Consider the following 24,077-nt stretch of genomic DNA (forward strand, 5'->3'; position numbering starts at 1 on the left):
ATCATGAAAACAAATAATATAAAAAAATCACTAATCTGTCTTGGTCTTTTGGCTTTAGTTGGTTGTACAGATAATTTTGACGAGATTAATAGTAATCCTGATGGTTTTACACAAGAGGAACTAACGCAAGACTTTAATCATATTAAAGGGCCTTTTACTACGATGTTTGACAACGTGATGGTAAATGTACCAGGGTGGAAGTATCAGGTGGCTATTGATTTATCGGGTAACACTTGGGGTGGATATACTACAGCACCAGGTTTTGACGGTAATAATAATCTTTCTTATGCGCTTGCTGACAACTGGAACCTTTGGGGTTGGGAAGCTATTTACACGCAAGTAATGGCAAATTACTTAAAAGTTGAAGCGGCATCTAAAGGAAAATATGATGAGTTTTATGCTTTGGCAACAATAGTTAAAGTACAGACTTTACATAAAGCTGCAGATTCATGGGGACCAATAGTTTATTCTAAATTAGGTACTACAGATGCAGCAATTGGGTATGATTCTCAAGAAGAAGCTTATGGCTTAATGTTTAAAGATTTAGATTTTGCTGTTACAGAATTAACAAAAAGAATTGATGCAGGAGAAGCAAGTTCTTTTACAAAAATCGATCGTTCGACTTATAAAGGAGACTATACAAAATGGGTTAGATATGCAAACTCTTTACGTTTAAGATTAGCAATGCGTATTGTAAAAGTTAATCCAACATTAGCTAAAGCGGAAGCCGAAAAAGCAATTAGCCAAAAATTTGGTGTAATGACAGTAAATGCAGACAGCTTTATTGTGAATAAAGATGTTTCACAACACCCACTTAGAGTTGCTGCTTACGAATATAATGATAGTCGTATGTCTGCAGATATGGAGTCTATCATGGGAGGTTACAGTGATCCTAGAATAAGTGTTTATTTTAAAACTTCAGAAGAGTTTCCTGGAGAATATAAAGGAATTCGCACTGGTGGTATTCTTGGTGATAAGTCAAAACACATTAAGTTTTCGAACTTTGGTAAGATAATAGATGAAGACAAACAAGTTGTTTGGTTAAATGCAGCTGAGATTTACTTCTTAAGAGCAGAAGGAGCTTTAAGAGGCTGGAATATGGGCGGTGACGCAGCAACATTCTACAAAGCAGGTATTACGGCTTCTTTTGAACAGCTTTCTGTAGGTGGTGCTTCTGACTATATTGCAAATAATGTAAAAACAGCTAAAGATTATGTAGATCCAGTTGCTCCATTCAATAGTGGTTTAGCTGTAAATAAAGTAACTGTTGCTTGGGATGAAGCTGCAAGTAACGAAGTGAAATTGCAAAAAATCATTACTCAAAAATGGATTGCTAATTTCCCTGACGGTATGGAAGCTTGGGCTGAGCACCGTAGAACAGGTTACCCTAAATTATTACCAATTCTTAACAACCAAAGTGCTGGCGCTATTACTACAGAGTATGGTGTAAGAAGAATAAACTTTGTTTCTACTGAAAAAGACGGAAATCCAGAAGGTCTTAAAACAGGTATTGCAAAACTTAACGGTCCTGATAATGGTGGAACTAGAACTTGGTGGGATGTTAATGCTCCAAATTTCTAAAAACGAGAATATTAAGTTTGGTTAGTAGTATGGTATAGATGGCGAAAGCTATCTATACCATTCTTAAAGCCAAAATGGTAATTACTACAAAAAAGAAAAGAAATGAAAAGTGCTTTAGAAATAAAACCTGATATTAGTTACAAAAGCGCGGGAAAGTTTGAAGAAACTCGATTTGAAAAAATTCATATCGAAATCTTTAAAAATTCTATTGAGGCTTCTGTAATTGTAGCACAGGAAATTGCGCAGCTAATTAGATCTAAGCAGGAGAAAAATAAATCTTGTGTTTTAGGTCTTGCAACAGGTTCTTCTCCTATCAAAGTTTATGAGGAACTAGTGAGAATGCACAGAGAAGAAGGACTTAGTTTTAGCAATGTAGTTACCTTTAATTTGGATGAGTATTATCCAATGACTAAGGAGAACAATCAGAGCTATCATTATTTCATGCATGAGCATCTTTTTAATCATATTGATATCAAACCTGAAAATATTAATATTCCTGATGGTACAGTGGCAATTGATGAAATTAATCAATATTGCATTGACTATGAAATGAATATTAAAAATGCTGGAGGTCTTGATTTTCAATTGTTAGGAATTGGTAGAACAGGACATGTTGGATTTAACGAGCCAGGTTCGCATATCAATTCAGGAACAAGAATTATTACCTTAGATCATATCACAAGAGTCGATGCATCATCAGCTTTTAATGGTATTGATAATGTGCCGAAACGTGCCATAACAATGGGAGTTTCAACCATTATGAGATCAAAACGTATTGTTTTGATGGCTTGGGGACAAAACAAAGCGGATATTATCAAAAGAACAGTTCAAGGCGATATTAGTTCAGAAGTTCCTGCTACATTTTTACAAAATCATCCAAATGCAACTTTTGTTTTAGATCAGTCTGCTGCATCAGAATTAACTCGTTTCAAAACACCTTGGTTAGTTGGCGAATGTCTTTGGACACCTGAACTAAAAAGTAAAGCTATTGTTTGGCTTTGTCAAAAAACAAAACAATCTATTCTAAAGTTAACAGACCGCGATTATAACAATAACGGAATGTCTGATCTTTTGGCCCAAGAAGGTTCTGCTTATGATATGAACATTAACATGTTTAATATTCTGCAACATACCATTACAGGATGGCCAGGAGGTAAACCAAACACAGATGATTCATTTCGTCCAGAAAGGGCAAATCCTGCAAAAAAGAGAGTAATTCTTTTTAGTCCGCACCCAGACGATGATGTGATTTCTATGGGAGGAACATTTTCTAAGCTAATCAAACAAGGGCATGATGTTCATGTAGTGTACCAGACTTCAGGAAATATTGCAGTTTCAGATGATGAAGCTTTAAAATTTGCAGAAGTAGCCAGTGATTTTATCGGTGATGAAAAATCAGATATCAATTTCAAATCGGTTATCGAGTTTTTAAATAACAAATCTGAAAACCAAATCGATTCTTTGGAAGTTCGCAAATTAAAAGGATTGATTAGAAGAAGAGAATCTTACGGAGCAACAAGATATATTGGACTGAAAGATGAAAACACACACTTTTTAGATCTTCCTTTTTATGAAACTGGACAAGTTAAAAAGAATCCGTTAGGACCAGAAGATATTGCTATTGTAAAAGATATTATCGCAAAAATAAAACCGCATCAGGTTTTTGCTGCTGGAGATTTAGCAGATCCGCACGGAACGCATGAGGTTTGTTTAAATGCCATTTTTGCCGCATTAAAAGAACTTAAAACAGAACCATATATGAATGACTGTTGGTTATGGCTTTATAGAGGAGCTTGGCACGAATGGGACATTCATGAAATAGATATGGCTGTTCCTTTAAGTCCGTCTGAAGTTTTATTAAAACGTCATGCCATTTTACATCATCAGTCTCAAAAAGATAGAGTAATGTTTCAAGGGAATGACTCTCGTGAATTCTGGGTTAGAGCAGAAGATCGAAATAAAAATACAGCCATCTTATATGATGAATTAGGTTTGGCTGAATATGAAGCGATTGAAGCATTTAAACGTTTTGATTACTAAAAAAATACCGATTCATTTATAATGAAATGAATCAAATAGCAAAATTCAGATTGATCTCATAGCAAAGTGAGGTAAAAGCTGAAATCATTCTGAGTTTTGTTTTTTATATAAATTTAGGATACTTATTAAAAACTATCCAAACCCAAAAAAAAGAAAAATGAAATATCTATTTGTACTATTATTTGCAGGTATATCAGCAGGAGCTCAAGTCCAGAAAGAGCAACTGAATCTTATGCCTTGGCCTCAGAATGTTGTTATTAATGACGGTAATTTTAATTTGAATAAAAATTTTAAAGTAAACATTACAGGAAATCCAAATCCAAGAATTTTTGGAGGAGTAACTCGTTTTTTGCGCCGTTTAGATGGTAGAACAGGTATATTTTTCGAACAAGGTTTTATTGAAAAATTAAATGAAGTTCCAAATGCAGAATTACAGATCAATTGTACCAAAAGCGGTAAAATTGGTTTATACGAAGACGAAAGCTATCATTTAGATATCGCTTCAAATAAAATCACTCTAAACGCTTCAAGTGATTTAGGTGCTTTACATGGTTTGGAGACATTGTTGCAGATGCTTCAAAACAATTCAAAATCATTTTATTTTCCAGTTTCAAAAATTTCAGATTTTCCAAGATTTACATGGAGAGGTTTGATGATGGATGTTTCTAGACATTTTCAGCCAATTGATGTTGTTAAAAGAAATATTGATGCATTGGCGGCTATGAAAATGAATGTTTTTCATTGGCATTTGGTTGATGATCAAGGTTGGAGAATTGAAATGAAAAAACATCCAAAGTTTACTCAATTAGCTTCGGATGGAATGTATTACACACAAGAGGAAATTAAAAATATCGTAAAATATGCTGATGAGCGCGGTATTTTAATTGTTCCAGAAATAGATGTTCCAGGTCACGGATCTGCAATTTTAACGGCTTATCCAGAAATTGGCAGCAAAGTAATCACGTTGACAGGAGGAACATCCGAAAAAAATATTCAAGGTACAGCAATCGCTACCTATGGAATTGAAAGAAATGCGGGTATTTTTTCGCCAACATTAGATCCTTCAAATCCTAAAACATACCAGCTTTTAAGTGAAGTTTTTGATGAGGTTTGTCCTTTGTTTTCAGGTGCTTATTTCCATATCGGAGGAGATGAGAATGAAGGGAAAGATTGGGATGCAAACCCTAAGATTCAAGAATTTAAAAAGAAACATAATTTAAAAACCAACCACGAATTGCAAACGTATTTCACAATGCAATTAGCACCGATGTTAAAGAAACACGGAAAACAATTGATGGGTTGGGAAGAAATTTTAACCAAAGATTTGTCTAAAGAAGCTATTGTACATTCTTGGAGAGGTCCAAATGAAGGAATGCCTGCTGGACAATCTCTTGTAGATGCTGTTAAAAAAGGATATAAAACAGTTTTATCAAACGGATATTATATCGATTTGATGTATCCAATTGCAAGCCATTACTTAAACGATCCAATGCCAAAAGGAGCTAATTTGACCAATGATGAAAAAGCAAGAATTCTAGGAGGAGAAGCTACAATGTGGACAGAATTGGCTACACCGACAACTATTGATTCAAGAATTTGGCCAAGAACCGCAGCAATTGCAGAAAGATTATGGTCGGCAGAAGATGTTGTTGATGTTGAGAATATGCGTAAACGCTTAGAAAATATTTCTTTTAGATTAGAAGAATTGGGTATTACACATATTCGAAACAAAGATGTGATTTTAAGAAATATTGCAAACAATCAAGATATCAAATCATTGGAAGAGTTCTCTAATGTAAGCGAACCTTTGAAAGGATATACTAGAAATAAAGGCGGAACAGAATATCAAATGTATTCTCCGTTTACCTTATTTGCAGACGCTTGCGGGCCAGACGCAAAAGATGCTCTTGCATTTGATGCAGCTGTAAGCCAATATTTAGCAAATAAGTCGGCAGATAACAAAGCCAAAGTAGTAGCCTTTTTTACAAAATGGATTGCAGTTCACAAAGGATTAACAGAATTAAGCAATAATGCGCCATTGGTGCAACCAATATTACCATTGTCTAAAAAACTAAATGATGCTTCTCAGGAATTATTATTGGTTTTAGATAATAAATCAACTTTAGCGCCGGCAGATCTGAAAAAATTGATTGAACAATGCAATACAAAAGATCATGCAGATGTAGAACTGTCTGTTTATGAGAGTTTGAAGAAATTAATTTAGAGTTGGATTTGAATTAGTATTTAGTACGTTTTTAAGACTGCTAATGTTTTTTTAGAGTGTTGATTATCTCTGCCATGATTTGTGGCAGAGGTAATTACGATTAAAATTTTAAGATCTATTTTGTAGATCTATATATAAAGTAATTATTCATAAACTAAAAAAAATAACCAATAACGGAGTATTAACCTTAAAAAAACCAAATAGAGAGAATACAACAAAACATGACAAAAAAAAGAGTATAGATTGATGAGTCGTCCCAAATTTATCATTTGTATTTAACATTAATTTTTTAAAAAATTATAAATAAATATCAATCACTACTATTGGCTAATGATTATGTAAAAATCAGTAATAGTAATATTTATCTATAGAATTTAATTTGAGTTTATTTCCAATCGACAGCAGCCTTCCAACCTGCAGTTGAGCGAAACCCAGAAGCTTAAAGCTGCTGTGGCCCAATTACTTATTTTCTATTAACTAATATTTATTAATTATGAAACATTATTACAGATTGCTCTTTTTGTTACTGTTTCCCTTACTTGCGTTGGCACAACCAGCCCATGGAAAAAAAGTAGTGGGGTATTATGCGCAATGGTCTATTTATGCTCGGGATTTTAATGTTCCGAAAATCGATGGAAGTAAATTGACGCATTTAAATTATTCTTTTTATGGGACAACTTATGATCCCGCACATCCTGAGAATACAAAATTAAAATGTTTGGACACTTATGCTGATTATGAGCATATGGAAGGCGGTATTCCGTGGGATGCTCCAGTAAAAGGAAACTTTTATGACTTAATGAAATTGAAAGAAAAGTATCCTCATTTAAAAATTTTAATCTCTGTAGGAGGCTGGACAAAAGGTCAAGATCTTTCTCCAATTGCTGCAAGTCCTGTAGCAAGAGCAGCTTTAGCAGCAGATATGGCAAACTTCATTACTACATATCCATTTATTGACGGTTTCGATATTGATTGGGAATATCCTCTTTCTGGCGGAACTGATGGTACAGAAATAGTAAATGGTGCGCCTGTTCCTCCACAAAAATATAGTCCTGATGATAATAAAAATTTAGTTCTTTTATTAAAAGCAATGCGTCAGGCAATGCCAAATAAACTGGTTACGATTGCTGCTGGAAACAATGTTAGAAATGTTGCTAAACAGTATTTAGGGCCAAACAATAGAGCACAATACGGAATGACAGAAGACATTTCAACTTATTGTGATTATATCACTTATTTCGGATATGATTTTGGAGGTAACTGGTATGATAAAACTTGTTATAATGCTCCTTTATATGCAAGTGGAAATCCAAACGATCCGTTGTATGGCGCAACGCAATCAGAATCATTAGACGAATTAACCAATCAATATCTAAACGTAATTGGTTTTCCTGCGAATAAATTAATCATGGGATTGCCTTTCTATGGAAAAAAATTCGATAATGTTGCTGCAAATTCTACAAACGGATTATTTGTTTCTGCACCAAGATATGTAGTTCCTGGATGTACAAATCCGCAAAACCCAACAGGAACGTGGGATGGTTCTGGAGCTTGTGAAAAATCTGGAAGTATCGAAATCTGCGATTTAGTCGGAAATCCAGTTACTAATTCACATGCTTACTTAGATCCAAATACAATGATGGTAACGCCATCTGCAGCTTCGGCAGGATGGGTTCGTTATTTTGATAATACTACTAAAGTTCCTTATTTATATAATGCTACTAGAAAAGAGTTTATTTCTTACGAAGATAAACAGTCAATGGATTTAAAAGTACAATACATTAAATCTAAAAACTTAGCGGGAGGTATGATTTGGGAATTATCTCAGGATACCAGAGGTGCAATTCCGAATTCATTATTAAACCAAGTTGATGCTTCTTTCGGTAGCGTTGTTCCTGGAACTGTAAGCATTTCGGGTTCTGTAAAAAACGGATCTGCTTTGGTTACAAACGTTACTGTTGAATTGCGTAATGCAGCCAATGCAGTTATCCAAACAGTGGCTTCTCAAACAGGAAACTTTACATTTAATAATTTAACTTCTGGACAAAATTATTCGTTAACAGCTGTAAAAGCTAGTTATACTTTTGTTCCTGTAAGTTTAACAAATGTTACAGTTAATCAGACTGGCGTTACAATCAACGGATCTCAGCCAACTTATACTGTAAGCGGAACCGTTTTAGACGGAACAACAGGAGTTTCGGGCGTAACCGTTTCTGCAGTTTCTGGAAGCACAACTTTAACAGCAGTTTCGAACACAAGCGGAACTTATAGCGTTGCAGGATTAACAGCAGGTTTAAACTTTACAGTTACCGCTGCAAAATCTGGATTCTCTTATACTCCAGCTTCAACGGTTTACAATGCAATTGATGCTAATAAAACGTTGAACTTTACACAAGGTGCTGCAGTGGTAACGTATACAGTAAGCGGAACAGTTCTTAACGGAACAACTCCAGTTTCTGGCGTAACAGTTACTGCATCTTCTACTGCAGGAAATGTTACTGCAACAACCAATTCAAGTGGAGCATATTCATTGACTTTAGCTTCTGGTGGAAATTATACAGTAACGGCAGCTTTAACTGGTCAGACATTTACACCAGCTTCAACAGTATATTCTAATTTGAATGCGAATAAAACGTTGAATTTTGCTCAAGATGTTGCAACAACTACAAGTAAAATTAGCGGAACGGTTAAAAACGGAACTATTCCTGTTGCGGGTGCAAAAGTAGAGATCGTTTTGCCATGGACAGATAATGCACATCCGTGGAAAAGTGTTCTGGCAACAACAGATGCACAAGGAAAATACAGTTTTGATAATGCTGTTACAGACGGTTATACAACTATTACAAGTTTAAAATTAAATACTTGGTCAAATGGAGAAGTAAATTATTACCCAAATAATTTGGCAAACTTTCCTGTTCCATCAACTCCAACAGTTTACAACTTTAATACAAGTTCAACGGCTAAAGCAGCATTAGCGGCAGCGACGAACTTAATTAGCGGAACTGTGAAAAATGGTTCTACGCCTGTTGCGAATGCAAAAGTGGAAATCGTTTTACCATGGACAGACAACACACACAATTGGAAAAGCGTTCTAGCAACAACAGATGCTTCAGGAAACTATACTTTTGATAATTCAGTTGTAGCAGGTTATAATCAGATTTTAAGCTTGAAATTAAATTCTTGGCAAAATGGAGAAGTAGCTTATTACCCAAATAATCTGGCAAACTTCGCAGTTCCAACAACGCCAACGGTTTATAATTTCAATACACAAACAACGGTTGTGACTAAGCCAGTCGTGGCTATTACGGCTCCAACAGCTTCGACGGTAGCTATAAACTTAGGATCATCAATTAATTTTGTGGCAACTATTGGATTAAGTGCTGCAGATGCGACTACAATCTCATCTGTTGTATTTAATTTAGACGGACAAACTATAAGTGCTACCAATTCATCAGGAACTTATACATCGGTTTGGACACCGGTTGCTAATCAGTTTGGAGTTTCTCATACGTTAACCGTTACTGCTACTGCATCAAACGGACAAACAGATGCAAAAACTTATAGTTTTACATTAACTTGTTCAGGTGCAAATTGTCCAAACACATTACCTGTAATTACTTGGAATTCGCCATCAAATACAACTGTTTACCAAAGCTCTTTCCAAGCTGTGCCAATTTCAGTTACAGCTGTTGATAGTGACGGAACAGTTTCTGGTGTTACAATTACCATAAATGGTGGCACGTTTAACATGACAGCTGGTACAAATAATACTTATACATATAATTTTACTCCAACTGCTTATCAGGATTATCCAATTGTAATTAAAGCAACCGATAGTAAAGCGGCTGTAACTACATTAAACAATACTATTAAAATTGCTACAATAAGTGGTAATAGATTTATTCCGCTTCCATCTAAAATTATTTTAGGGTATGCGCACTCTTGGGAAAATACTTCAGCTCCATTCTTATATTTTTCTCAAATAAAAGGAAGTAAATTTAACGTAGTTGATTACGCTTTCGTAGAAACAGTTAATCGCGATGGTTATACGCCAATATTAACTACAAATGACGCTAGATATTTGACCAATGGCGTTTTTGATAAGCAATTGTTGAAAAATGATATAAAAACTTTAAGAGATAGCGGAGTTCCTGTTATTGTTTCTATTGGAGGTCAAAATGGGCATGTTGTTTTAGAAAATGTAACTCAGAAAAATATTTTCGTTAATGGTTTAAAAGCAATTATCGACGAATATCAATTTGATGGAGTTGATATTGATTTTGAAGGCGGATCTATGAATTTTAGTGCAGGAGGATTAAGAGATATTTCTTATGTGGGTATTTCTGCTTATCCAAGATTGAAAAACGTAGTAGATGCTTTCAAAGAATTAAAAGCATACTATGGACCTGGATTCTTATTGACTGCAGCACCAGAAACACAATATGTACAAGGAGGATATACTACTTATACAGATACGTTTGGTTCGTTCTTGCCAATTATTCAAAACTTGCGTAACGAATTGGATTTGTTAGCAGTACAATTGTATAATACAGGAGGAGAAAACGGATTAGACGGCCAGTATTATGGTACAGCTAAGAAAGCAAACATGGTTACAGCCTTAACCGATATGATCATAAAAGGGTATAACATTGCTTCAACAGGAATGCATTTTGATGGCTTGCCAGCTTCTAAAGTTCTTATTGCATTACCAGCTTGTCCGAGTGCAGCAGGTAGCGGATATCTAACTCCGACAGAAGGAATCAATGCTATGGATTATTTAAGAAACGGAACCAATTTTTCTGGAAGAACATATACTATGCAGCCAGGCGGACCATATCCTTCTTTAAGAGGTTTAATGACTTGGTCTGTAAACTGGGATGCCTCTTCTTGCGGAAATTCATCTGAATTGTCTAAAGCATATGCAGCTTATTTTGCATCGCAAGGCACAGCAAAAACATTGGTTCTAGACGATATTACGGCTGAAAGTAATACAACTGTGGCTTATTTTAGAAACAATACTTTATCGGTATCTAATGAAACAGAAGACATTGCTCAAGTTGATGTATTCAATACGATAGGGCAGAATGTTACAAGTCATAGAAACATTCAAAACAATAAAGAAGTACTGCTTAATTGCCCAAGTTTTGCTAGTAAACAGATTTTTGTTGTGATAGTAACCGATAAATCGGGACATAAGAAATCACTTAAAGTAATGAACTTTTTAAACTAAAAAATAATTGAAAATCTAGAAATAAAAAAAACGGGACGATTAAAATTGAGTTTGGTTATTTATGTTTTAATCTATTTTATTTCTAACAAATGTGGCTTTAGGTAATTTGTTATTTGGTTTTTGCCTAAAGATGCACATTATGAACCTGGTAGTTTTTACTGCCAGGTTTTTTTATGTTATATTGATAAAAAATGGAATATATAGTGCTCTGTAATTTCTTTTAAAAGTATTTTGCAGTAATATTTAAATTTAAAGTAAGATGAAAAATAGCATCTCTATTATGAAATATATTTTCTGTATAATTGGTTTGATAATATGGGTGCAAGCCTTTTATATTTATAAAGAAAAACAGACTTTTTTAGAAAAGTTAAGTACCGTTCCGGGTATTGTGGTAGATGAAGTAGAAACCAATAGTCCAACTATATCTTTTGTTACAAAAGACGGCACACAGATTCAATTTACGCCTGATAGCAATAATAATCCGTTAAATTATAGTCCAGGCGAAAAAGTTGAAGTTTTGTACGATCCGAACAATCCTAAAACAGCAAAATTAAATGCTTTCTTTTTTTTATATCTAGGAATATTAGTTGTAGGAATTATGGGAGCAATTTTCGTTTTAGTTAGCTTCTCATTTTTTAGATCCGATTATTTAAAAAGGAAGAAAAAACACTTTTTACAGCAAAATGGCAAACGCATTGTGACAAGATTTAAAGGACTACAGCTTAATATGCATGTGACTGTCAACAGCAGTCATCCTTATTTTATTTGTAGCAAATGGTTGGATTCTATAAATAATAAGACCTATGTTTTTAAAAGTGAAGATATTTGGCTTGATCCTAAAGATATTGTAATTCCTCAGGAAATTGAAGTTTTAATTGATCCATTAAATCCGGAAGAATATTATATGGATATTTCTTTTTTATCTGTAAAGAATTAATAATTAAAGCTTTTCTTGATTAGGATTTAAAGACAAATACGGAATTAAAACTTTGGGAAAATCATTTGTGTTCTTTAGGGTTAAAAAAATCGTACTTTTGAATTCAGAATTATTGCCTTAAATCTAATGAAGAAATCAATCACCATTATTATTACATTTCTAGTTTTTACTTTTTCTTTTGCTCAAAATAAATTCGGAAATCCAGAAGTTGATCCATTACAAATTCAGAAAACTTACGAGCAATGGTCGGTTTATAATAAAGGAATTATGCTTTCTAGAGATTTCACTTCACTTGATAGTGAATCAAAAGAAATCTCAAAAGAGGCTTTTCTAGATAAATTAGCAAACGAAAACTACATTCCAATTAGATTAAAATCTGAAGCGAATATTTATGTTTATAAGCTTTTCAAAATTCAGCCCAAAACCGATACAAGTATAAAAGCAACAATTAACCAGATTGGTTTTGATGCTTTTAAAAACTACAAAATGGAAGGAACCGCTTTTCCGCAATTCTCATTCAAAGATTTAGACGGAAATCTGGTAACCAACGAATCCATGAAAGGAAAATTCATTGTAATAAAATGCTGGTACATTCACTGCACACCATGTATTAGAGAATTCCCTCAAGTCAACAAACTAGTTGAAGAATATAAGGACAGAAATGATATTGTCTTTATGAGTTTAGCCGAAGATTCAGCAGAACAATTAAAAACATTTTTAGCCAGAAAACGACTTTCATATTCTGTAATTCCCGATATGAAAGAATATATGAATAATGCTTTACAGCTAAATTCATTCCCAACACATTTCATTCTAAATAAAGAAGGAATGATTGCAAAAGTGCTTCCTAATTTTGAGAGTTTAGAAGTGGCTTTGGCTAAGGAAAGTAAGCTTTAGGTGAATTTAAGAAACAGTTTGTCATTTCGACTGAAAGGAGAAATCGCACGAGAAACTCTACAAAGTATATCTTCAATCTTTGTCGATCAACTAGTGCGATTTCTCCTTTCAGTCGAAATGACAAGATTACCTAGCAATCAGATTGGTAAAACAAAACTCTGCGCCTTTGCGCCTCTGCGAGAACCCATCATCAGCATAAAAAACTTTGAACCTTTGCCTCTTTGCAACTCTGAACCTTTTTCCGTACTTTTGCACCAAATTAATTAAAAAGACATTCATGTTAACAGTCAATAATTTATCAGTTCAGTTTGGTAAAAGAATTTTATTCGACGAAGTAAACACTACGTTTACTCACGGAAATATTTACGGCGTTATTGGAGCAAATGGTGCAGGAAAATCTACTTTCTTAAAAGTGATTTCTGGCGACATTGATCCAACTTCGGGGCATATTCATTTAGAGCCAGGAAAACGTATGTCGGTTTTAAACCAGAACCACAACATGTTCGACGAGCATACTGTTTTGGAAACCGTTTTAATGGGAAATAAAGTTCTGTATGCTGTTAAAAAAGAAATGGATGAACTTTATTTAGATTATAATGATGCTAATGCAGATAGAATAGGGGAGTTACAAGTTCAGTTTGAAGAAATGAACGGATGGAACGCCGATTCTGATGCAGCAGCCATGTTATCTAACTTAGGAATCACAGAAGCAGATCATTATACTTTAATGAGCGACATGGAAGGAAAAATGAAAGTACGTGTGCTTTTGGCGCAGGCACTTTTCGGAAATCCTGATTTGCTTATTATGGATGAGCCTACCAACGATTTGGATTTCGAGACAATCGCTTGGTTAGAAAACTTCTTAGCAAACTACGAAAATACTGTAATCGTTGTATCTCACGACCGTCACTTTTTAGATGCGGTTTGTACACATATTTCTGATATTGATTTCGGAAAAATCAATCACTACTCAGGAAACTATACTTTCTGGTACGAGTCTAGCCAATTAGCGGCAAAACAGCGTGCGCAGCAAAACAAAAAAGCAGAAGAGAAGAAACAAGAGTTGGAAGAATTTATTCGTCGTTTTAGTGCAAACGTGGCGAAATCGAAACAAGCTACTTCTCGTAAAAAAATGATTTCGAAATTGAATATTGCCGAAATCAAACCATCTAGCCGTCGTTACCCTGCGATTATTTTCGATCAGGATCGTGAAGCTGGAGATCAGATTTTAAATGTAGAAAACTTATCTGCTTCTGTAGAAGGAGAAGTTCTTTTCAAAGATGTTGATTTGAATATGGCAAAAGGCGATAAAATCGTTCTTTTCTCTAAAGATTCACGTGCTACAACAGCTTTCTACGAAATCTTAAACGGAGAACAAAAAGCAGATTCTGGAACTTTCGATTGGGGAATTACAACCAATCAAGCGTATTTGCCAGCTGAAAATCATAAATACTTTGAAAACGATTTGAGTTTAGTTGACTGGTTACGTCAGTATGCTAAAACGGAAGAAGAGCGCGATGAGGTATTTATTAGAGGTTTCTTAGGAAAAATGATTTTCTCTGGAGAAGAAGCTCTTAAAACATCAAGAGTTTTATCTGGAGGAGAAAAAGTACGTTGTATGTTGTCTAGAATGATGATGGAGCGTGCAAACGTTTTAATGTTAGACGAACCTACAAACCACTTAGATTTGGAGTCTATTACAGCTTTCAATAACTCATTGAAAAACTTTAAAGGTTCTGTAATCTTTACAACGCATGACCACGAATTCGCGCAAACTGTTGGTAACAGAATCGTAGAATTGACACCAAACGGAGTTATCGACCGTTACATGACATTTGACGAATATCTTGATGATGAAAAAATTCAAGAACAAAGAAAAAAGATGTACAATCTTTAATTTTTAAATTGCAATAATATTAAAATCCCAAATTCCAATTTTTGTGAATTTGGGATTTTTTATTCTATATCTTTTACGCATAGTTTGTCATTTCGACCGAAGGGAGAAATCTTCGCGAGAAGCTCAACAAAGATTGACCTTTGTTCCATACCCGTAAAAAAATCTCAGAATCCATTTTTAATTTGGGATTTTTTTTGTCTTAATAATTTTTCGTGTGAATTTTCATTCAATCATAAAGTGTTGTATTTGTAAGAAAAATATATTTATTTTAGAAAAAGCAAGTGAGCATGAAGAACATTCAAAAAGGTATAAAAGTACTATTGTTGATGGCTACATTCCATGTAGGCATAGCGCAGGAGTATAATAAAATTAATTCGTCGTCGATTTCATATTTAAACAATGGCTTCTTGTCGAATAATTTTATAAGCATAGAAAATGCAAATAAAACGAAACTCAAAAACGGGTTTTATGAAATGAATAGGGATGGTAGAAAAATGCAATTTTATATTAACGAAAAAGGAAATGTAGACGGAACTTTTAAAGAATACAACTCAAACGGGACTTTAGGAATACAAACATTGCTTAATAATGGCAAGTTAATAAGTACGACTGCGGTTGATTCTAATGGAAAAACTATAGAGAGTTTAAATGTTGGAAAGGATGCGAAAAGTGGACATCAATTTTTCAATAGAAAAAAGTATGATTCTTTGGGAGCGTTAGTTGAGCAAATCGATTATAATTGGGATAAAAAAGAAATAAAAACGTCAAATTATGAAAATAAGAAACTTGTTTCAGAAACTATCATTTTTGATGAATATAAGATTTGGAATTCAAATGGAGATATAACTGAAGCCAAGTTAACTCATCCGAAAAATACAAGCTATAAAATAGAAAAGAAATACTATCCAAATGGAAAATTGAAAAGTTCTAGATTTACAGACAGTCAATCTATTGAAGGAGAATTGAAAGAATATACAGAAGCCGGCGTTTTGATAAAAAGTAAAAAGACCTCTACGGACAAAATTAACAATGAAAAAATATATAAATTAGAAGAAGTTGAGGTAAAACCAAGCTATCCATCAGGAATAGATTCATTCTATAAATTTTTCTCCAAAAATTTTGTAAAGCCCAATCAAGAAGGGCTGCAAGGAACAATTTATATGGATTTTGTTGTTGAAAAAGACGGTTCTTTATCTGCTTTTCGCTGTTTTAAAGATATTGGATATGCAACAGGAGCAGAAGCAATTCGGGTTTTGAAACTATCTCCAAAATGGAATCCCGCCAAGATAGACGGTAAAAAAGTCAGATGTGTTTATGTATTAAAAGTTCCAAGTAAATAAAAAATAGAAAAATCCCAAACGCCAAGTTTTAAATTGGAATTTGGGATTTTTTTTATTGTTTATTGATAAACTATTTGCTTCCGAACATTTTAGCGAAAATCCAGATAATAATCGCAATAATAAAAATTACGATAAAAATCCCGAATCCCATTCCGGCTTTAAAAATGTCTCCTATAACTTCACAGCTTGTAAATGAAAACAGTATTACAAAAACCATTAACAATCTTAGTATTTTATTTTGCATGATTCTGATATTTTAAATTGATACTTAAAATTACTTCAGGAATAGGCAAAATGTGTTATAGAATTTTTTGGAAATGTTTTAGGATTTGGAGCTATTGAATTAAAATAAATACTTATTTTGAGACCTATAAATTATATTGTCGAATTGTCATTCTTTTTAACGAAATTAAAAATTCCTAGACCAATATAAGCAACAAGAAATGTTATCATAAACGCGATTAATGTGTTGTTATATGATGAAATACGATCAACTTCTCTTTTTATTGATTCATCATTAGATTTAATCTCTCTTTTTAAATCTTCTATATCTCTTTTCATTGCTGCTATTTCTACAAATTTTCGAGGATTATCTTGCAATAAAGAGTTTAGGGAATTCACATTTTCAGACAATTCAGAATACTGTTTTTGAATTTTTAAGATTTCAATTTTAATAGTATCGGATTTATTATATTTTTTTTGGGGAATGATGTATGCTCTATTAATTTTTTTCTCAAGTTCTCGAATTTCAAAGTCTAGTTTGTTTTGTATTTCAATATCTTGATTTTTGTCTGTTAAAAGATTTGTTATTTTAGGAAACATTGAAAGTACAGAAGCTATTATACCTATAATTAAGGGGAAAACCAATTTGTTAAAATCAGAATTTAAAAGAATGTGAAATTTATACTTGTTTTTTAGTCTAAAAAAATCATTTCTATTTAGTGAGTAAATGTTATTTTTCTCCAGAATGATGTTTTTACTTATTAATTTATTTAATACTTCTTTTATTTCTTCTTCAGAATAGGTTTCATAATTAAAAAATCTATATAATGCTGAAAATGTGTATCTTTTTGGTTGGTTAGGATTGTCAAGAATCATTTTCTTAAGTAAGATTTTTTCAAGATTTTGATTTTCTATTTCTTTTTTCTTCATTTTAATATGTGAAATTTATAATTAATTATTTTACTTGCCGTAAGATTTCTTTTGTAATAAGATTAATTTGCATAATTACGAACTTCAAGTAAGATTAGAAAAAATATAAATATTTTAATAAAGAATATTTCCCCAGCCGACACCCCAACAAATAAAATCAGATTCCGTATATTTGCGCAACCAAACATTACAATTACTTATGAGTCAAAAAGTATTACTTAATTCGAAAGAAGTTACTATCATACTCCATCGTTTGGCTTGTCAGTTAATCGAAAAACATCTTGATTTCTCTGAAACTATTTTAGTTGGAATTCAGCCAAGAGGTGTTTTTTTAGCTGAACGTTTAAAACAAATATTAGAAAACGAATACAAGGTTCCTGAAATTTCTCTAGGATATCTGGACATCACTTTTTTTAGAGATGATTTCCGTCGTACTGATAAACCGCTTGAAGCCAATAAAACCCAAATCAATTTTATAGTCGAAGACAAAAAAGTCATTTTTATCGATGACGTTTTGTTTACTGGACGAAGCATTCGTTCTGCCTTAACTGCCATTCAATCTTTTGGGAGACCTTCAGAAATTGAATTGTTGGTTTTAATAGACAGACGTTTCAGCCGACATTTGCCAATTCAGCCCGATTATAGAGGCCGTCAGGTAGATGCTATTAATGGTGAAAAAGTAATTGTAAGCTGGAAAGAAAATGATGGTGAAGATGTTGTTCACCTAGTGACGAATTAAGTTTAATCGGTTAACCGGTTAATTGTTTAATCGGTAATAACACCGATTAAGCGATTTGAAAAAAAAACGATTAAACAATTCAACGATTAAACATATAAACACACACAATGAAAGAATTAAGCGTAAATCATTTATTAGGAATAAAATATATCAATGAGAATGATATTAACCTGATTTTTGAAACGGCAGATCATTTTAAAGAAGTCATTAATAGACCGATTAAAAAAGTTCCTTCATTACGAGATATTACTATTGCTAATATTTTCTTCGAAAACAGTACCAGAACCAAACTCTCTTTCGAATTAGCGCAGAAACGTTTATCTGCTGACGTCATCAGTTTTTCTGCAGCTCAGTCATCGGTTAAAAAAGGAGAGACCTTGATTGATACTGTAAATAATATCCTTTCGATGAAAGTTGATATGGTTGTAATGCGTCACTCTAATCCTGGAGCGGCTTATTTTTTATCTAAAAATGTCAAAGCAAGTATTGTAAACGCCGGAGACGGAGCGCATGAGCATCCAACTCAGGCTTTATTAGATAGTTATTCGATTAGAGAAAAATTAGGAGATGTTGCTGGAAAAAAAGTAGTTATTGTAGGTGATATTCTGCACTCACGCGTAGCGCTTTCAAACATATATGCTTTGCAGATGCAAGGCGCAGAAGTAAAAGTTTGCGGACCAAAAACATTGATTCCGAGATATATTGAATCGCTTGGTGTTACAGTTGAACCAAATTTAAGAAAAGCATTAGAATGGTGTGATGTTGCGAATATGCTTCGTGTACAAAACGAACGTATGGATGTGAATTTTTTTCCATCAACGCGTGAATACGCACAACAATATGGAGTAGACAAACCACTTTTGGATTCGCTAGGAAAAGAAATCGTAATCATGCACCCAGGACCAATTAACAGAGGAGTAGAGATTACTTCTGAGGTGGCCGATTCTGATCATTCGGTTATTTTGAATCAGGTGGAGAATGGAGTTGCGATTAGAATGGCGGTTATTTATTTGCTGGCTTCTAAGATTCAATAGTTTTTTAGTTTTCAGTCGCAGTTTTCAGTTTTGAAATAGGTGTTACACTGAGCGTAAAACTTGAAACCTGAAACTTGAAACAACAAAAAAACTTAGTAAATTAGCATAACAAATATAAGCCCCTCAAAAATATAAAATGAAAGTAGATCAAAAAGGACATACCGTTACGATTAAAGATACGCAAGGAGATGTAAATGCTTTCTTGGAAAAAGTAACGCAACAATTTAAAACCTTTGAAAAACAAAATATTATAATCGACTTATCGGCAGATTCTAATATTTCAGAAAATGATTTAAAAGCTTTTTTACCACTTTCTAAAGTTCAGAAAAAAGCAAAAAAATCGTTTGTAATTGTAGCAACCGATCTTGATTTTAATGCTATTTCAGATAAATTGGTTGTAGTGCCTTCTCTTTTAGAAGCTCATGATATTATCGAAATGGAAGAAATCGAAAGAGACTTAGGTTTTTAAGAATTAACAATTGATAATTAATAATTGTCAATTATCAATTATCAATTGAGAAATGAAGTTAACTATACTTGGCTGTTATGCCGCAACTCCCAGAACGCTTACTAATCCGACTTCGCAAGTTTTAGATATTAAGAACAGATTGTTTTTAATTGATTGTGGAGAAGGAACTCAAGTACAGCTTCGTAAAAACAAGATTAAATTCTCAAAAATTAATCACATTTTTATCTCGCATCTTCATGGCGATCATTTGTATGGATTAATAGGAACTATTTCGACTTTTTCGCTTTTAGGTAGAACCACAGATTTGCATATTTATGGGCCAAAAGGAATTAAGGAATTGATCTTAATTCAATTAAAATTGACAGAATCTTGGACGACTTATTCTTTGTTTTTTCACGAATTAGAATCGAATCAAAGTGAAGTCATTTTTGAAGACAAAAAGGTCATTGTGAAAACAATTCCGCTAAAGCATCGTGTTTATACCAATGGTTATCTTTTTCAGGAAAAGCCAGATGAGAGAAAATTAGATGTCGAAGCTGTTCAGCGCTATAACATTCATGTTGCTTATTATCAGAAAATAAAAAATGGTGGAGACATTACGCTTGATGATGGAACAGTAATAGAAAACGAAAAACTTACTTTTGATCCACCTCCAGCAAAAAGTTATGCTTTTTGCTCAGATACGGTTTACAACGAAGAGATAATTCCGATTATACAAAATACAGACATTTTATATCACGAATCTACGTTTTTAGAATCTGAAGCAAGATTGGCAGAAAAAACACTGCATTCGACAGCAAAAGAAGCGGCAAGTATTGCTTTAAAAGCCAATGTTAAACAACTTATTTTAGGTCATTATTCAACGCGTTACGATGGTTTGGAGCCATTTAAAAAAGAAGCAGAAGAAGTTTTTCCAAATGTACTTTTAGCAGATGATGGAGTTAGTTTTGAGTTTTAAAAAAGATGCTAAGATACTAAGGTTCTAAGATGCTAAGTTTGTATGTAATTATCGCCCTGAGCGGAGTTTAAGGGTTGTTGTAATGAGAAGGACTTCGACTTCGTTCAGCCTGACAAACTAGAAACAAAAAAAAATCTAAAATCTAAAGTCTAAAGTCAACAATCTAAAATAATAAATCATGAATGATTTAAGTAATTATAGAAAATCTTACGAGAAGAGTGAATTATTAGAAACGAATATTCCGGAAGATCCGATTAATCTCTTTAACCGATGGTTTCATGAGGTGGAAGATTTTGGTGGAAGCGGAGAGGTGAATGCTATGACCGTTTCGACAATTGGATTAGATGGTTTTCCAAAATCGCGTGTGGTTTTATTGAAGAAATTTTCTGAGGAAGGTTTTATATTTTATACGAATTATAATTCTGAAAAAGGAAAAGCGATCGAAGCAAACCCGAATATTTGTTTGTCCTTTTTTTGGCAAGAAATGGAGCGCCAGGTTATCATTAAAGGAATCGCTCAGAAAACATCAGAAATTATTTCTGATAATTATTTTGATTCTCGTCCTGATGGAAGCAAACTTGGAGCAATTGTTTCTCACCAAAGCGAAGTAATTCCGTCAAGAACATTTTTGGAAGAAAACTTAAAAAAACTAGAAACTGAGTTTGAAGGAAAAGCAATTCCTAGACCTGAAAACTGGGGCGGTTATATTGTAACTCCGCTTCAAGTTGAATTCTGGCAAGGAAGACCAAATAGACTTCATGATCGAATTCGTTATACCAGTCAGTCAGATTTTTCTTGGAAGATTGAAAGGTTATCTTCGTAAAAGTATTTTTACGTAGGAATTTTATATATGAAATAAAAAAATAAGTGCATTTCATCGATTATTTTTGCACTTTAACGGTAAATTGAATACGTTTGGAATACAAATAACGCAAACGATATTTATTCAAAGATAAATTTAAAGGATTTGCCCCAACATTTACTTTAAACCGCTAAAATGCTGATGATTATGAAAAAGATTATGCGCACCATGTTGTTCATTGCGATTTTAGTCGCAATGAACGCATGTTCTGCTGACACTGCCGAAGCAAGCTCGGATTCTACAACTCCAACAGAAACGCTTGTTGCAAACTACACATATAACGATACCGAAATAGAAACAATGAGGTTGATAAACGAATACCGTGTGAGTGTTGGTTTAAATGCCTTAGAAAGAATTAATCATATATCTTATAAATGTGAGGAACATAATAAGTATATGATTGAAAATAATGTTGTAGACCATAACGATTTTGTTGCTAGGTCTACTAATATGACTAATGTATTAGGAGCGAAAAAAGTAGGAGAGAATGTTGCTTACAATTATAAAACTCCTGAGGCGGCAGTAAGAGCTTGGCTTGATAGCCCAGGCCACAAAGAAAATATTGTTGGCGATTATACCCATTTCGGATTATCTGTGACAACAGATTCTGCTACAGGAAAAAAATATTATACTAACATATTTGTTAAGCTTTAAAGATTTATTGAACAGGTTGGTTTTTTAAAAGTCGTTGTGATTCATAGAATTGTAACGACTTTTTAAATTAAAAAAAGCCGCCGATAGGCAGCTTTTTCTGTATGTCTTTTTAAGGTTATAATGCTGTAATAATAAACTCACTTCGTCTGTTTGCCTGATGTTCTGCTTCAGTACATGGAACTCCGTCAGCACATTTATTTACAAGCTCGGTTTCTCCATAACCTCTTCCGGTTAATCGGTTTGGAGCAATTCCGTTTTTAACGAGCCATTGTACAGTTGATTTTGCTCTTCGATCAGATAAAGCTTCGTTGTATTGATGAGAAGCTCTGCTGTCTGTGTGCGAACGAATGTCTAGTTTCATGTTTGGATAATCGTTCATAACAGCTAGTATTTTTTCTAGATCTAAAGCAGCTTCTGTTCTAATGTTAGATTTATCTAAATCAAAATAAATCATTTTAATACCGAAACATTTTCCTAAATCATCACCAACTGTAACTTTGCAGGTTGCTTTTTCCAGAGCGATCGGAAGATTAGTTTTGCCACTTGTTTTTTCAATAGTAACACTCAATTCTCTTGTTGTGTACTCAGGTTTCTCTGCTCTTACGTAATACGTTTTTCCGCATTCTACATCAAAGGTATATAAGCCAGTGCCATCTGCAACTGCAGAATTTTTTAGATTCATTTGATCATCATATAATGTAACTTTTGCCCCTGGAAGCGCAGCTCCTGTTTCAGCATCTGATATTATTCCGTACAGCTCTTGTGTACATCTGAGTCTTCTTGTTTCCAGGAATTTATAAATGTCGTCAGATCCTTGACCGCCGTCTTTATTGGAAGAGAAGAAGCCTCTTCTTGTTTCAGGATCAATAATATAAGCAAAATCATCTTTTGGAGAATTGACATCTGCACCTAAATTTTGAATATTACTTATTTTTCCATTTTTATCAATGTTGGCAACAAAAACATCTAAACCTCCTAAACCAGGATGTCCGTCAGAAGCAAAATAAATCTCGTTCTCAGAAGTTAAATAAGGATATGTTTCTTTTCCTTCTGTATTAATTGTATTTCCGAGATTTTCCGGCGGACCATAACCACCGTTAGAATTTATGTTTACTTTATATAAATCAGATTCTCCAATAGAACCAGGCATATCAGAAGCAAAATACAAAGTTTTTTCGTCTGGACTAAGAGCTGGGTGAGCCGTGCTATAATTATTGCTATTGAAAGGAAGCTCGGTAATATTGGTCCATTTATTATCTTTCCCTAGTTCTGCTTTATAAAGTTTTATTAATGTGACTTTGCTTTCGTCTTTTCCTTTTTTTCCATCAATAAAATTGTTTCTGGTAAAATAGACTGTTTTTCCGTCTTTTGTAAAAACAGGAGAAGCCTCATGAAATTTGGTATTTATAGCCGACTTAAATTTGTTTACTTTAGATGTTCCGCCTGTTGCAGGGTCTAAATCGGCATCATAGATATTGGTAAAATATTCTCCTGTCCATTTGTGTTTACGTTTTATAAAATTTCCGGTGTCTCTTGCAGAAGCAAAGTAAATTTTGTTATTGTAAACAAATGATCCGTAATCTGAGTACCTACTATTTATACCAGCGTCTTCTATCTGGTACCTCCCAGAATTAGCTTTTATCTGGTCCATATAGTTTGCATCTTCTTTATAAAGCTTTCCTCTATTATCATTTTTTGAAATGGCATTAAAATCTTCCAAAAGCTTATTGGCTTTGGCCATATCACCAGTTGACTTTAGGGACTGCGCATATCGAAAAAAGTATTCTGGTTCGGGATTCGGATTCATTGCAAATAATTCGCCGTACCATTTTGCCGCATTTTGAAAATCTGAATTAAAGTAATAGGCATTTCCCAGTTTTTTAAACATGTCTTCAGATTTGTAGCCCTTATTCGCAACTTTTTCATAAATTTTTATTGCGTCTACATAGGCATAGCTATCGTATTTCTTGTCTGCAGAATTTATTTTTGACTGCTGAGCATAACAGCTAAATGAAAAAGCGCCTATAATTGTAACGAAAAGTAGTGTATAGTTTTTCATGATA

Annotated in this window: 17 protein-coding genes; 14 read left to right on the forward strand and 3 right to left on the reverse strand. The window is 33.5% G+C overall.

Going from position 1 to position 24,077, the window contains the following annotated elements; genetic code table 11:
• Nucleotides 1-3: 3 nt before the first annotated feature.
• From JI750_RS15775 to JI750_RS15810, 8 genes are all read left to right on the forward strand, one after another.
• On the forward strand, nucleotides 4-1,581 hold the full coding sequence (locus tag JI750_RS15775) for a RagB/SusD family nutrient uptake outer membrane protein (RefSeq protein WP_202004038.1): 1,578 nt from the start codon (nucleotides 4-6) through the stop codon (nucleotides 1,579-1,581).
• A 102-nt stretch (nucleotides 1,582-1,683) separates the two neighbouring features.
• On the forward strand, nucleotides 1,684-3,621 hold the full coding sequence (gene nagB, locus JI750_RS15780; protein WP_202004041.1) for a glucosamine-6-phosphate deaminase: 1,938 nt from the start codon (nucleotides 1,684-1,686) through the stop codon (nucleotides 3,619-3,621).
• 157 nt (nucleotides 3,622-3,778) lie between these two features.
• Nucleotides 3,779-5,845 (forward strand): beta-N-acetylhexosaminidase, encoded by a 2,067-nt coding sequence (locus JI750_RS15785; RefSeq protein WP_202004044.1) that lies wholly within the window; start codon nucleotides 3,779-3,781, stop codon nucleotides 5,843-5,845.
• A gap of 493 nt (nucleotides 5,846-6,338) precedes the next feature.
• Nucleotides 6,339-11,075, forward strand: coding sequence for a T9SS-translocated chitinase ChiA (chiA, locus tag JI750_RS15790; RefSeq protein ID WP_202004046.1), 4,737 nt, complete (start codon nucleotides 6,339-6,341; stop codon nucleotides 11,073-11,075).
• Nucleotides 11,076-11,334: 259 nt separating this feature from the next.
• The gene (locus tag JI750_RS15795) at nucleotides 11,335-12,012 is read left to right on the forward strand and encodes a DUF3592 domain-containing protein (RefSeq protein WP_202004049.1); all 678 of its coding nucleotides are present in this window, start codon (nucleotides 11,335-11,337) and stop codon (nucleotides 12,010-12,012) included.
• Nucleotides 12,013-12,138: 126 nt separating this feature from the next.
• Nucleotides 12,139-12,909 (forward strand): TlpA family protein disulfide reductase, encoded by a 771-nt coding sequence (locus JI750_RS15800; protein ID WP_202004053.1) that lies wholly within the window; start codon nucleotides 12,139-12,141, stop codon nucleotides 12,907-12,909.
• A gap of 277 nt (nucleotides 12,910-13,186) precedes the next feature.
• On the forward strand, nucleotides 13,187-14,806 hold the full coding sequence (locus JI750_RS15805) for an ABC-F family ATP-binding cassette domain-containing protein (RefSeq protein ID WP_202004055.1): 1,620 nt from the start codon (nucleotides 13,187-13,189) through the stop codon (nucleotides 14,804-14,806).
• 287 nt (nucleotides 14,807-15,093) lie between these two features.
• Nucleotides 15,094-16,146 carry an energy transducer TonB gene (locus tag JI750_RS15810; protein ID WP_202004058.1) on the forward strand — a complete coding sequence of 351 codons (1,053 nt, stop codon included), beginning with the start codon at nucleotides 15,094-15,096 and terminating at the stop codon, nucleotides 16,144-16,146.
• 70 nt (nucleotides 16,147-16,216) lie between these two features.
• Here the strand turns inward: JI750_RS15810 and JI750_RS15815 are convergent, their stop codons facing one another.
• Nucleotides 16,217-16,390 (reverse strand): hypothetical protein, encoded by a 174-nt coding sequence (locus tag JI750_RS15815; RefSeq protein WP_008468862.1) that lies wholly within the window; start codon nucleotides 16,388-16,390, stop codon nucleotides 16,217-16,219.
• A 131-nt stretch (nucleotides 16,391-16,521) separates the two neighbouring features.
• Nucleotides 16,522-17,298 carry a DUF5457 domain-containing protein gene (locus JI750_RS15820; RefSeq protein ID WP_202004061.1) on the reverse strand — a complete coding sequence of 259 codons (777 nt, stop codon included), beginning with the start codon at nucleotides 17,296-17,298 and terminating at the stop codon, nucleotides 16,522-16,524.
• A 199-nt stretch (nucleotides 17,299-17,497) separates the two neighbouring features.
• On the opposite strand from JI750_RS15820, the gene pyrR reads away from it, so the two are divergent.
• The 6 genes from pyrR (at nucleotide 17,498) to JI750_RS15850 (ending at nucleotide 22,014) form a co-directional block, all read left to right on the forward strand.
• Nucleotides 17,498-18,037 carry a bifunctional pyr operon transcriptional regulator/uracil phosphoribosyltransferase PyrR gene (gene pyrR, locus JI750_RS15825; RefSeq protein WP_008468864.1) on the forward strand — a complete coding sequence of 180 codons (540 nt, stop codon included), beginning with the start codon at nucleotides 17,498-17,500 and terminating at the stop codon, nucleotides 18,035-18,037.
• Between the two features lie 107 nt (nucleotides 18,038-18,144).
• Nucleotides 18,145-19,071, forward strand: coding sequence for an aspartate carbamoyltransferase catalytic subunit (locus JI750_RS15830; protein ID WP_029273654.1), 927 nt, complete (start codon nucleotides 18,145-18,147; stop codon nucleotides 19,069-19,071).
• 136 nt (nucleotides 19,072-19,207) lie between these two features.
• Nucleotides 19,208-19,540, forward strand: coding sequence for a hypothetical protein (locus tag JI750_RS15835; RefSeq protein WP_008468866.1), 333 nt, complete (start codon nucleotides 19,208-19,210; stop codon nucleotides 19,538-19,540).
• A 52-nt stretch (nucleotides 19,541-19,592) separates the two neighbouring features.
• Nucleotides 19,593-20,498 (forward strand): ribonuclease Z, encoded by a 906-nt coding sequence (locus JI750_RS15840; protein WP_202004062.1) that lies wholly within the window; start codon nucleotides 19,593-19,595, stop codon nucleotides 20,496-20,498.
• A 178-nt stretch (nucleotides 20,499-20,676) separates the two neighbouring features.
• Complete coding sequence (gene pdxH / locus JI750_RS15845) at nucleotides 20,677-21,321, forward strand: pyridoxamine 5'-phosphate oxidase (RefSeq protein WP_202004064.1); 645 nt, start codon at nucleotides 20,677-20,679, stop codon at nucleotides 21,319-21,321.
• A gap of 207 nt (nucleotides 21,322-21,528) precedes the next feature.
• A complete protein-coding gene (locus tag JI750_RS15850) occupies nucleotides 21,529-22,014 on the forward strand; it encodes a CAP domain-containing protein (RefSeq protein ID WP_236673084.1) in 486 nt (161 codons plus the stop codon).
• Nucleotides 22,015-22,129: 115 nt separating this feature from the next.
• Here JI750_RS15850 and JI750_RS15855 read toward each other — a convergent pair whose 3' ends face one another.
• A complete protein-coding gene (locus JI750_RS15855) occupies nucleotides 22,130-24,073 on the reverse strand; it encodes an OmpA family protein (protein ID WP_202004068.1) in 1,944 nt (647 codons plus the stop codon).
• Nucleotides 24,074-24,077 lie beyond the last annotated feature (4 nt).

It is taken from the genome of Flavobacterium tagetis (genome assembly GCF_016735615.1).
Classification (GTDB): Bacteria; Bacteroidota; Bacteroidia; order Flavobacteriales; family Flavobacteriaceae; genus Flavobacterium; species Flavobacterium tagetis.

Bases quoted from the DNA above. Each gene is read 5' to 3' on its own strand.
- JI750_RS15840 (WP_202004062.1), top strand. From the start codon at position 19,593: ATGAAGTTAACTATACTTGGCTGTTATGCCGCAACTCCCAGAACGCTT.
- JI750_RS15785 (WP_202004044.1), top strand. From the start codon at position 3,779: ATGAAATATCTATTTGTACTATTATTTGCAGGTATATCAGCAGGAGCT.
- JI750_RS15815 (WP_008468862.1), bottom strand. From the start codon at position 16,390: ATGCAAAATAAAATACTAAGATTGTTAATGGTTTTTGTAATACTGTTT.
- JI750_RS15810 (WP_202004058.1), top strand. From the start codon at position 15,094: ATGAAGAACATTCAAAAAGGTATAAAAGTACTATTGTTGATGGCTACA.
- JI750_RS15775 (WP_202004038.1), top strand. From the start codon at position 4: ATGAAAACAAATAATATAAAAAAATCACTAATCTGTCTTGGTCTTTTG.
- chiA (WP_202004046.1), top strand. From the start codon at position 6,339: ATGAAACATTATTACAGATTGCTCTTTTTGTTACTGTTTCCCTTACTT.
- JI750_RS15850 (WP_236673084.1), top strand. From the start codon at position 21,529: ATGTTGTTCATTGCGATTTTAGTCGCAATGAACGCATGTTCTGCTGAC.
- JI750_RS15835 (WP_008468866.1), top strand. From the start codon at position 19,208: ATGAAAGTAGATCAAAAAGGACATACCGTTACGATTAAAGATACGCAA.
- JI750_RS15800 (WP_202004053.1), top strand. From the start codon at position 12,139: ATGAAGAAATCAATCACCATTATTATTACATTTCTAGTTTTTACTTTT.
- JI750_RS15820 (WP_202004061.1), bottom strand. From the start codon at position 17,298: ATGAAGAAAAAAGAAATAGAAAATCAAAATCTTGAAAAAATCTTACTT.
- pdxH (WP_202004064.1), top strand. From the start codon at position 20,677: ATGAATGATTTAAGTAATTATAGAAAATCTTACGAGAAGAGTGAATTA.
- nagB (WP_202004041.1), top strand. From the start codon at position 1,684: ATGAAAAGTGCTTTAGAAATAAAACCTGATATTAGTTACAAAAGCGCG.
- JI750_RS15855 (WP_202004068.1), bottom strand. From the start codon at position 24,073: ATGAAAAACTATACACTACTTTTCGTTACAATTATAGGCGCTTTTTCA.
- pyrR (WP_008468864.1), top strand. From the start codon at position 17,498: ATGAGTCAAAAAGTATTACTTAATTCGAAAGAAGTTACTATCATACTC.
- JI750_RS15805 (WP_202004055.1), top strand. From the start codon at position 13,187: ATGTTAACAGTCAATAATTTATCAGTTCAGTTTGGTAAAAGAATTTTA.
- JI750_RS15830 (WP_029273654.1), top strand. From the start codon at position 18,145: ATGAAAGAATTAAGCGTAAATCATTTATTAGGAATAAAATATATCAAT.
- JI750_RS15795 (WP_202004049.1), top strand. From the start codon at position 11,335: ATGAAAAATAGCATCTCTATTATGAAATATATTTTCTGTATAATTGGT.